The following is an 11,537-nucleotide window of genomic DNA, read 5'->3' as shown; positions in this document are numbered from 1 at the left end:
GCGCTAGTAGCGGTAATTTATCTAGGACTGAAATTACCGATTGGTTGGAAAGTATTCTAATAAAGAAAATAAAACCACCTTATAATCTCAAAGACTTGGGAGATAAGGTGGTTTTTTATTTTATGTCGCATCGATATGCAACTCTTCTCCGTTCACTTTTGTAAAACGAAACATATTTTTATTTGATGTAGCGTGACGAACGAAATGGTGCTGTAGTGTACAAATCATCTCTTCGTTATCAAACAAAAGAATATTTACTCCTTCGCATGCTTCATCTTTCGGTAAAAAGGATAAATAATTATGACAATACATGCAATCATATAAAGAGTAATGAAGTGATTGCAATGCCTCTGTTAATAAGGCAAAGACAGAGTCAGGTAATTCCTCAAGCCATTCCGTATAGCTAAGGAGTAATTTTTTACGAATGCGTATCATTTCCCCATTTTGCAAATGGTGCTGTTCGTTGGCGATTTGTAATATATCTTGTTCATAGAAACGAGCTGGTAGCCAGTTGTTGTTATATAAAATTTCAAAGCCATCACCGGCAATATCTTCTAATAAAAATGCTTCCTCATTTTCATCATCAAAGAATACCCATTCATTGTTTATATATTCTACATTACCGACTGTATGAGCGCGAGGCTGGTTATATAAAATATGGTTACGTTGTATCATACGCGATTTCTCCTTTATGAAAAGTAGTTATTTCTGTTATAGACAGTTCATGCGTTCTTTATAACTAGACACATCTACACATAGGTGGGCATACAATAAAACACGTTTTACTGAGTGAAGATGCTATTCCATATGTGGATAGTAGGTTATCGGCAATTTTTTCATTTTTAAATCCGCACTCTTAGGGTGGGGATTACTGCACGTTCAAGAAAAGAAATAAGATGGAAGGATGATTTATATGTGCGGGATTACAGGATGGGTGGATTATAAACGCTCATTAGAAGGAGAACGGGACGTCGTTACGAAGATGGCTGAGACGTTAGCGAAGCGTGGCCCAGATGATAATAAAGTTTGGATTAAAGGAAATGTTGCATTTGGACATAAACGGTTAATCGTTGTTGATCCTGAAGGTGGTAAACAGCCGATGACTTGTTTAAAGGACGAAGCAAATTATGCAATTTGTTATAACGGTGAACTGTATAACACGGAAGATATTCGAAAGGAACTATTAAGAAGAGGATATACGTTCAAAGGTCATTCTGATACGGAAGTACTATTAGCATCGTATATGGAATGGAAAGAAGAATGTGTCGATCATTTAAACGGTATATATGCGTTTGCCGTATGGGATGAAAAGAAAGAACAAGTGTTTATCGCGCGTGATCGATTAGGTGTAAAACCACTATTTTATAAATATGATAGTGGGCGATTACTATTTGGTTCAGAGTTAAAAGCGATATTGGCGCATCCAGATGTGAAGGCGGAAGTGACGTTAGAAGGATTATCCGAAATATTCGGCCTTGGACCATCTAGAACGCCTGGTCACGGTATATATGCTGGTATAAAAGAATTACGTCCAGGTCATGCGATGACATTTTCAAAGAACGGTTTATGTATATGGAGATATTGGAATGTAGAAAGTAAAAAGCACGAAGACTCCTTTGAAGAAACAGTAGAGAAAACACGCTTTTTATTACAAGATGCGATTACAAGGCAGCTCGTTTCTGATGTACCACTGTGTACTTTTCTATCAGGTGGTGTAGATTCGAGCGCGATTACAGCAATTGCTGCGAAAGAATACGAAAGATCAAGAAAAGGGCAATTACACACATATTCGATTGATTACGAAGATAATGACAAATATTTTAAAGCGAATGCATTCCAGCCAAATTCAGATGCACCATTTATTCATTTGATGACGGAGACGTTTCAAACAATTCATCATCGATGCGTCATTTCAAATGAACAATTAGCGCAGTATTTAACAGAAGCTGTACTCGTTCGTGATTTGCCTGGTATGGCAGATATTGATTCGTCATTATTATGGTTTTGTCGTGAAATTAAACAAGATTTTGTCGTCGGTTTATCTGGGGAATGTGCAGATGAAATATTTGGTGGTTATCCGTGGTTTTATAGAGAAGATGATTTACAATCGAGTGCATTTCCGTGGATGCGTTCTACAGAAGCACGTGAACAATTGCTAAAGAAAGAATGGAGAAATAAATTAAATTTACAACAATATGTACAAAGGCGCTATGAAGAGTCCATTCAAGAAGTTCCTATTTTAGAGGGAGAAAGCCCAATTGAAGCAAAGAGACGACAATTATTTTATTTAAATATGGTATGGTTTATGACAACATTATTAGACAGAAAAGACCGTATGAGTATGGGCGCAAGCTTAGAAGTACGCGTTCCATTTGCGGATCACCGACTTGTCGAATATGCGTGGAATATTCCTTGGGAAATGAAAATGTATAAAAATCGCGAAAAAGGTCTATTGCGTAAAGCACTAGAAGGATTACTTCCAAATGACATCTTATATAGAAAGAAGAGCCCGTATCCGAAAACGCATAATCCGCACTATACGAAAGCAGTAACGGTGTGGCTACAAGATTTATTAACGGATAAAGGCTCGATTTTACACGAACTATTTGATAAAGAACAGCTGAGCGGATTAATTGAGTCAGGCGGCAGCGCATTTCAAACACCTTGGTTCGGTCAATTAATGACTGGGCCTCAGCTTTTAGCTCATTTAGCGCAAATTCATGTTTGGTTTAAAGAATACGGGGTAAATATTAAAGAATAGAAGAAAAGCGACTTACTTTATATGTAAGTCGCTTTTTATTAAAAAAATTGTCATCTAAAATTTAAAATTATATTAGAAAAAATACTTATTTAGAATAATTATTTTGACGTACTTATTATTAGTTGTTATAATTGGAAACAAATGTTCTTGAAAAAGATTCTCATTTATAAAATTGAGGTGTTATATAGATGACAAAGAAAAAAATAGGTTTACTCGTAATGGCATATGGAACGCCAGAATCATTAGAGGATGTAGAAGCGTACTACACACATATTCGCCACGGGCGCAAACCTTCTGAAGAAGCACTCCAAGATTTAATTGGGCGCTATAAAGCGATTGGCGGAATTTCACCACTTGCAAAAATTACGAAAGAGCAAGCGCATAAATTAACAGATTCAATGAATAATATATTTACAGAGTATGAATTTAATTGTTACTTAGGATTAAAACATATAGCTCCATTTATAGAAGATGCAGTAGAAGAGATGAAGAGTGATGGGATTGAGCAGGCGATTAGTATTGTATTAGCGCCGCATTATTCTACCTTTAGCATTAAAGCGTATAATGACCGTGCTATTCGTCTTTCCGAAGAAATTGGTGGTCCTGTTATTGAACCGATTGAACAATGGTATGATGAACCGAAATTTATTTCGTATTGGGCAGATCAAATAAAAGAAACATTTACAAAGATTGAAGATAAAGAGAAAGCAGTTGTAATTTTTTCTGCGCATAGTTTACCAGAGAAAATTATTGCGGCGGGTGATCCTTATGTGAAGCAATTGCAGCATACGGCGGATTTAATCGCAGCAGCTGCAAACATTCAAAATTATACAATAGGTTGGCAAAGTGCCGGAAATACACCTGATCCATGGATTGGACCGGATGTGCAAGATTTAACGAGAGATTTATTTGAGGAGCATAGATATGAATCTTTCATATATTGTCCAGTTGGCTTTGTCGCAGAGCATTTAGAAGTTTTATATGACAACGATTACGAGTGTAGAGTTGTAACGGATGAAATCAATGCTGCGTATTTTAGGCCGAATATGCCAAATTCACAATCTATATTTATCGATTGCTTAACTGAAATTGTTTCCAAAAAAATGAAAGAAGTAGTTGACAAAGATTTAGTTTTGAATAATAATTAGATTATAATAATTTTAAATAAATAATAATTACTACGAAAGAAAGAGGAGGATCCCCCTAGATGAATCCAAATAATCGTTTAACAACAAACCAAGGTGCTCCGGTTGGAGACAACCAAAATTCTCGTACAGCTGGTCGACGTGGACCAGTATTATTAGAAGACTATCATTTAGTAGAAAAATTGGCTCACTTTGATCGTGAACGTATTCCAGAGCGTGTTGTGCACGCACGTGGTGCAGGTGCTCATGGTGTATTCGTTACGAAAAATAGCATGAAGCAATATACGAAAGCAGCATTTTTACAAAATGAAGGAACTGAAACGCCTGTATTTGTTCGTTTTTCAACGGTTATTCATGGTCAAGGTTCTCCAGAAACAGCTCGTGATCCACGTGGGTTCGCTGTTAAATTTTATACAGAAGAAGGAAACTATGATATCGTAGGTAATCATTTACCAGTCTTCTTCATTCGTGATGCAATTAAATTCCCTGATATGGTGCATTCTTTAAAACCAGCACCTGATACAAATATTCAAACACCAGATCGTTACTGGGATTTCATGACGTTAAGTCCAGAATCTACACATATGATGACATGGGTATTTTCTGATTACGGTACACCAGCAAGCTATCGCGAAATGGAAGGGTTCGGTGTACATTCATTTAAATGGATTAATGCAGAAGGTAAAATTGTCTACATTAAATATCACTGGAAACCACAGCAAGGTGTACGTAACTTAAGTGCAAAAGAAGTGCAAGAAGTACAAGGAAAAGACTTCAACCATGCAACTCGTGACTTATTCGATGCAATCGAAAAAGGAAATTATCCGAAGTGGGATTTACACGTACAAGTGATGCAACTAGAAGAAACGGATTCTTTAGATTTCGATCCGTTAGATCCAACGAAAGTTTGGCCAGAAGATCGTTTTCCATTAATGGAAGTAGGGACAATGACGTTAAATCGTAACCCGAAAAACTTCTTTGCTGAAGTAGAACAAGTGGCGTTCTCTCCAAGTGCAACAGTAAATGGTATTGAACCATCTGAAGATAAATTATTACAAGGTCGTTTATTCTCTTATCCGGATACACAGCGTTATCGCCTTGGTGCAAACTACTTACAAATTCCTGTAAACTGCCCATATGCAGCTGTTCATAACCAACAACGTGATGGTGCGATGCAAATCAATCAAAACCCATCTACAATCAACTACGAGCCGAGCCGTCATGCTGAAAATCCAGTTGAAGACCCAGCTTACCGTGATTCAACTATGAAAGTAGAAGGCTATGTATCTCGTGAGAAAATTGACAAACCAAATGACTTCAAACAAGCTGGTGAGCGTTACCGTTCATTCTCTAAAGAAGAGCAAGACAACTTAATTGCAAACTTAACAAATGACTTAAAAGACGTAAATGAACGCACGAAATTACTAGCTGTTTGTAACTTCTTCCGTGCAGATCAAGAGTACGGTATGCGTTTAGCGCAATCATTAAATGTTGATATTACGCAATATGTAGGAAATGCTCCGAAATAAATTGGAAAAGACGACTGTTAAACGGTCGTCTTTTTCGTGTAAAAGATATTTTACATGATGGGTAAAAGGTGTTATACTCTTGTCAAATAAGTTTTACATATAAGAGGTGTATTTTGATGGATGGTTTGATTTTTATCCGACTTTAATGGGCAGTAAGACCCCCACCTCAAAATTCAGCGAAAGCAAAGAAGTTAGGTGGGGGATCAACTGCCCATAAAAGTCCGATTGGTTCAACTAATAATCAGTGGGGCATGAAGAACCCCCCACTGATTAAAGTTTCACTTTATTATTGCGTTAAGTGTCTTTTTATTTGTAGTGTTTGCTAGTATAAAAATGTTTATAGCGATTGGGAAACAAGGTGATGAGCGTGCTGTATTTATAAAAAATAAAGCGATGGCTGAGACGTTTCAAATTGCAATGGGGCTAATGGTACTTGAGATGATCCCTTTTATTTATCATCGCTTTAATGAAACGGTAGGAACACCGTTTAATCCAGTTCGTTTTTTAGCTGTAATAGCGATTGCATTTCTTATTATATTAAGTTTGAATAAAAGTAAGTATGGTGATTCGTGAGTGACACTGGGGTATTTTACTTTTAAGTCATGTCGAAAATTGCTGGTAAATCGATATCCTGTGTCGAAACGTCGATATATTGAAATAATCGCTGATATATTTGAAAAATCGTCGATATATCCGAAGAATCGTCGATATATTCTACCAAATACTAGATGGGGTATTTCAAGATGCGAATATAAACACTATGTAACGGTTCCCCTACATTCAATAAAGCTAAGCAGCCTGAGTTCTACAATAGATAGGAACTCAGGCCTTTTTATGCGAAAAATTTATGAAATCTTTTTGGGACAAAACTTAGGACGAGGAAAAGTGCGATTTCACCTAAAATAGCGACAATGATATTAAATAAGAAGGTGCGAAAATTTGTAGTGATATGATTAAGAATTGCGTATTTCCAATAGGATAAGCTCATGAAAATCACTCCCTGAGGCATTTTTTATAGTATATAAAATTTGTTTCGTAAAAGTGCATGTCTTAGTTTGTGATTTGTAAAAAAACAAAACGAATTCTCAATATAATCTCAATAATTGAGCAAGAATAATGTGGAATATATTACCTGTATACTTGCATAAGAATAGAAAAGTTCACAAAACCTTTTTCTGAATTAACATAAAATTTACAAAAAACTAATAAATTGTTGAAATAATGCAAATGAAAATATATACTCGATATATACTTTTTACAAAAAAAGGATGTGACGGAATGGATTACACGTTTACTTAGCTTGGATAGGATTGATTCATTTTACAGACTCAAAAATAATGAAGTGAGGAGAAATGTACATGTTTCGATTTATGAAATCACCAATCGGTATAGCTGTTGGGGTAGCAGCAGTTATATTGGCGTCACCGAAAGCGAGAACGGGGTTAAGAAAATTAGCGGTAAAAACAGTATCTGCTTTTCTCGGTGCAAAAGAACAAATGAAAAGTGCTGGTTCAGAAATGGAAGAAGCTCTGCCGAAAGTTAAAGAAGCGGCACGAAAAGCGGCGGTAAAAACAGTATCACCAATTATCGGAGCAGTAGAAGCAGTGCCGATTACAATTTCTAAATTCCAGGAAAAATGGGCATCTCGTGTAAATGCATATCATTCGAATGAGAGTGTAGATTATGAAAGCCTACCTGTTACTCCTTAAATAGTAAGTGATGTTATTTCATTTACAAGAATAAGGAGGATGATGATGCAGAGTAAATCATTGAAAACGAGATTTATACGATCGTTACCTGGAAGAATTCGAATTGAAATATATAAACTGAAATACAATACAAATATGGCGAACTTGATAGTAGAACGTTTTCGTGACGTGGAAGGTATTTATCAAGTAAGTCCCTCTATTTCTACAGGAAGAGCCCTTATTACTTACGATATCAACAAGACCTCTCTACATACAATTTGTGAAATAATTAAACTCCTAGAAGAACAAATTACAAAGAATAATAACCTTAATAATATGGAAGAAACGAAGAAAGTAGAAGATTCTTCATCTAGTGTAATTTCTTACGAGAAAAAAGGTGAAGGTGTCCCGTTACCGTTAGCGCTTTCTGTCGCTGGATTAGGTGCATTTGGTATAAAGCAATTATTTATGGGAAGGTCAGCTTTAGCTAGAAGTCCAGGGCTTTTTTATGTATCGGGTGCTTTATCCGTTGTAACAGGATATCCGTTTCTTAAACGAGGATTCAAAAAAATGGTTGCTAGCAAAAAAGTGAATTCTGATTTAGTGCTTGGCATAGGAACGCTAGCGTTAGCACTTGCGCGAGAAAATATTGTCGTATTAGCGGGACTTAGTCTATTAAACTATTTAAATTGGAAGCGTAGTCAGGCGAATATAAATGAAGAAACAGATTCGTACAAAGAAAGGATTTTATCCCCGGAGATTAAAGCATACAGTGAAAGACAATCGAAATGGGGCATGCTTTTTGGCGGAGCAACATGGGCATTTACGAGAAATCCGTTACGCGGAATGGCGGTTTTATTAGCTGCGAATCCAAAACCTGCTGTTTCGTCTGCTGAGTATGCGTGGCGACAAGGGGATCTCGTTGCGCGAGAAAGAGGATACGTTATTCCAAATGAAGGGTCATTATCTCAATTGTCTCGAACGAGAACGGTCGTATTTGACGATGTGTCTCGTATATTCCGTAATGAAGAAGCGGGGATTAGCTGCGTTTCAGAAGATGAAGGGCAAGTTTTGTGCACGGCAGCTTCGTTACTAGAGAAAAGTGAGCATGATTGGAAAGATGAGGTTGTGCAACGAGCGAAGCAAACAAGAAGAACGTTAAGGAAAGCTTTTGAAGTTGAAGCTGATGATGAAGGGATAAAAGGTGAAATACAAGGTATGCCATCTTTTGTCGGTAGTAAAGAATTTGCAGAACGAAATGGTGTAGATATAAGCCTATATGAGTTAGAAGCGAAGAGATTGAGCAAAGAAGGATTTAACGTTCAGCTTGTGGCAAAGGGTCAAAAATGCCTCGGATTGTTAGTTGGATCAAAAATAACAATTGTTCCTGAGTTTGCAAATATCTTTCATAAGTTAAACGAAAATAAATGGGCAATAGCTGTTATGGGAAATAGTTTAAATATAAATGAGGATGTTATTACGCAATACGGTATGGATACAAGCTGGCAACATAGCGATGTTGTAGAACGTGTAGAGCGTATCCGTTTGAATGGGGAAGAAGTGTTATTTGTATGTGAGGAAAAGAATGAATTTCCGTCAGTATCTCGCTATGAAATGAAAAATATTTTCCAATCAATAGCGTATGCAAAACGAATAGATATGCTAGTGAAAGAACATTTTCGAGTAGCAAAAATGTGGAATATTGCTGGAGAGATGTTGGCTGTTTGGTCTATATTTACTGCACCTGTCATCGCTTTAATGGCGAATGCTCTATCTTTAACATTTTTATCTAGAGCGAAGCGGGTGAGTGAGAAGATTTTTTCTAATAAAGAGATAGTAAATAAGAACGACTCGTCAGTGAGAGAGCCTTCTACTAAATGGTATACACTCTCGCAAGAAGATGTAATAAATGATTTACAAGTGGAGAAACAGCGAGGATTAAGTGAGCAAGAAGTGCAAGTGCGACAAGAAAAGTATGGGGTGAATACAATTGAACCGAAGCAGTCTGTTCCTTGGATTGTTTCATTTATGGGCCAATTTAAAGAGTTTACATCGCTTATTTTATTTGGAGCAGCTGGATTGTCTGTGTTATCAGGCGGTGTGTTTGACGGATTAGCAATGGGCATAATCCTCGTTGTCAATGCGGTAATTGGAACTCTTCAAGAGCGGAAGGCCGAAAAAGTAGTGGAAGCTTTAAATCAATTCCGTGCGCCGAATTGTATAGTACTTCGAGAAGGGGAAGAAGTAGAAATAGCAAGTAGTGAGCTTGTTCCCGGTGATATTGTTTGCCTGCAGGCTGGAGACCGTGTACCTGCTGATCTTCGTACTATACATTCTTGGAATTTGGAAGTGAATGAAGCGATGTTAACGGGGGAGTCTCTACCTGTTGAGAAGAAAGTGGATGCTATAGGAGAAGAATGTTCGTTAGCGGAGCGGAATAATATGCTCTTTATGGGTACGTCTGTAACGCGCGGTAAAGCGAGAGCTATAGTAGTAGAAACAGGGATGAGTACAGAAATGGGCTATATGATTTCCTTGATGAAAGGAGAAGAAACAGAGCCTACACCACTCCAGCAAAAGGTGACGTCTATTAGTAAAACATTTATTAAAGGGGCTTTTGTAGCTGGTGGTATTGTACTTGTAGCGGGATTACTACGTGGTTTACCAATTACGCAAATGATTACAACATCGGTTGCCCTTACAGCATCAGCTGTTCCAGAAGGTTTGCCGATTATGATTACAATCGCTTTAAGCGCAGGGATATTCCGTATGCAGAAGCAAAATGCGCTCGTTCGGAAGCTCTCCAGTTTAGAAACGTTGGGTAGAACAACGGTTATTTGCTCTGATAAAACAGGTACTCTTACGAAGAACGAAATGACGGTTAAAGTGATCGCTACGCCAAATCGTGTATGGAGTGTATCTGGTGACGGATATGAACCAGTTGGTAAGATTTCGGATGTAACGTCATCTAAAGTCGCTGCTGCTGTAGAGATGGAAGTAGAAGAAGTGACTTATCATGAAAGTGAAAATACACCATTAGAACATCCAGATTTAGTTCGCGTTCTGCAAATTAGTGTTCTTTGTAATAATAGTAAATTAGAACAAGAGGAGGATCAGTGGATTGTGAAAGGTGACCCGACTGAAGGAGCTTTGTTAAGTTTGGCCTCTAAAGTGGGGGTTTCACATGAAGATATGAAATCATTTGAACGACATCATGAAGAACCGTTTGACTCTGAGACGAAAATTATGAGTGTCGTTTGTAAGGAAAATGAATCAATCTATAAGTTTTCGAAAGGATCTGTAGAGGCGATTCTTACTAGATGTAAATGGTATCAACATAATGGCGAAATCTATCCGTTATGTGATGAGGAAAAAGAAGTGATTTTACAACAAAATGAAGGTTTTGCAGAACAGGCGCTGCGAGTATTAGGGTTTGCGTATAGTAATGGTGAAAATGATGACCTTATTTTTGTTGGATTAGTTGGTATGATTGATCCGCCGAAACCTGAAGTGGAAGAGAGTATTCGTGAAGCGATTGAACTTGGTGTAAAACCAGTCATGATTACTGGGGATCATCCGACTACCGCGATCTCTATTGCGAAGCAGACTGGCATTTGGAATCGTGATGATCGTGTTTTAACAGGGATAGAAATTGATAATTTAACAGATGAAGAGTTGGAAAATATCGTGAAAAACACGTCTGTGTTTGCGCGAGTAACACCAGCCCATAAATTACGCATAGTAACTGCATATCAAGCTGACGGTCAAATTGTTGCGATGACTGGAGATGGTGTGAATGATACGCCTGCTATAAAGAAAGCGAACATCGGTATTGCAATGGGGCAAACGGGAACAGAAGTAACGAAAGAGGCTGCTGATCTTATATTGAAAAAAGATCATTTCGGTTCCATTGTGGAAGGGGTAAAAGAAGGTAGAACGATCATTGGTAATATTCGAAAAGCGGTTGGGTGTTTATTAACGGGAAATTTAGCTGAAGTATTAGTGACAAGTGCAGCAGTTATTGCGGGAATGCCCATTCCGTTAGTGCCAATTCAAATTTTATTAATGAATCTTATTACAGATGCTTTACCAGCGATGATTTTAGCTGTAAATCCTGGAAACAAAACGAAGCAAACGAAACGTCAAGATATTGTTGATAAAGAGCTATACAAAAAGGTTGTAACGCGAGGCATACTGCTTGGAGCGGGTTCACTTGCTTTATTCGGTATGAGCTTAGCAGCTGGCGTGCCTCTTGCGGTAGCGCAAACATCAGCATTTGCTGCATTAGTTGCAGGTCAACTTATTCAAACATTTTCTTGGAGACAAGAAGGGTCAGACGAAACGATGCGTGATTGGTCAAAAGATCGTTTCTTTGTAACAGCATTAGGAACGTCTTGGCTTGTATTATTATCAG

General features: G+C 37.5%; 7 protein-coding genes. 6 read left to right on the top strand and 1 reads right to left on the bottom strand.

What is annotated here, in order from left to right:
- Positions 1 to 120: 120 nt before the first annotated feature.
- Complete coding sequence (locus MR079_RS25770; RefSeq protein ID WP_139868722.1) at positions 121 to 675, bottom strand: DUF2777 domain-containing protein; 555 nt, start codon at positions 673 to 675, stop codon at positions 121 to 123.
- Positions 676 to 913: 238 nt separating this feature from the next.
- On the opposite strand from MR079_RS25770, the gene asnB reads away from it, so the two are divergent.
- The 6 genes from asnB to MR079_RS25740 form a co-directional block, all read left to right on the top strand.
- Entirely contained in the window at positions 914 to 2,761 is a 1,848-nt protein-coding gene (gene asnB / locus MR079_RS25765) for an asparagine synthase (glutamine-hydrolyzing) (protein ID WP_139868720.1), read from the top strand.
- A gap of 188 nt (positions 2,762 to 2,949) precedes the next feature.
- Positions 2,950 to 3,909, top strand: coding sequence for a ferrochelatase (gene hemH / locus MR079_RS25760; protein WP_139868718.1), 960 nt, complete (start codon positions 2,950 to 2,952; stop codon positions 3,907 to 3,909).
- A gap of 59 nt (positions 3,910 to 3,968) precedes the next feature.
- Complete coding sequence (gene katB / locus MR079_RS25755) at positions 3,969 to 5,435, top strand: catalase KatB (RefSeq protein ID WP_001069174.1); 1,467 nt, start codon at positions 3,969 to 3,971, stop codon at positions 5,433 to 5,435.
- A 333-nt stretch (positions 5,436 to 5,768) separates the two neighbouring features.
- A complete protein-coding gene (locus tag MR079_RS25750; RefSeq protein WP_242294876.1) occupies positions 5,769 to 6,008 on the top strand; it encodes a hypothetical protein in 240 nt (79 codons plus the stop codon).
- A gap of 785 nt (positions 6,009 to 6,793) precedes the next feature.
- Positions 6,794 to 7,144: a YtxH domain-containing protein gene (locus MR079_RS25745; protein ID WP_049113328.1), complete on the top strand. Its 351-nt coding sequence runs from the start codon at positions 6,794 to 6,796 to the stop codon at positions 7,142 to 7,144.
- 45 nt (positions 7,145 to 7,189) lie between these two features.
- Positions 7,190 to 11,537 (top strand): cation-translocating P-type ATPase (locus MR079_RS25740; protein WP_242294875.1); only part of this gene is annotated, 4,348 nt, incomplete at its 3' end.

Source organism: Bacillus cereus group sp. BfR-BA-01381 (assembly GCF_022663555.1).
Lineage (GTDB): Bacteria > Bacillota > Bacilli > Bacillales > Bacillaceae_G > Bacillus_A > Bacillus_A pacificus.
The sequence above is the reverse complement of the archived record's forward strand: the minus strand, read 5'-3'. Positions and strand labels throughout refer to the sequence as shown.

What these genes read in the sequence shown, in the direction of transcription:
- MR079_RS25770 (WP_139868722.1), bottom strand. Translation starts at nt 675, where the DNA reads ATGATACAACGTAACCATATTTTATATAACCAGCCTCGCGCTCATACA.
- asnB (WP_139868720.1), top strand. Translation starts at nt 914, where the DNA reads ATGTGCGGGATTACAGGATGGGTGGATTATAAACGCTCATTAGAAGGA.
- hemH (WP_139868718.1), top strand. Translation starts at nt 2,950, where the DNA reads ATGACAAAGAAAAAAATAGGTTTACTCGTAATGGCATATGGAACGCCA.
- katB (WP_001069174.1), top strand. Translation starts at nt 3,969, where the DNA reads ATGAATCCAAATAATCGTTTAACAACAAACCAAGGTGCTCCGGTTGGA.
- MR079_RS25750 (WP_242294876.1), top strand. Translation starts at nt 5,769, where the DNA reads ATGTTTATAGCGATTGGGAAACAAGGTGATGAGCGTGCTGTATTTATA.
- MR079_RS25745 (WP_049113328.1), top strand. Translation starts at nt 6,794, where the DNA reads ATGTTTCGATTTATGAAATCACCAATCGGTATAGCTGTTGGGGTAGCA.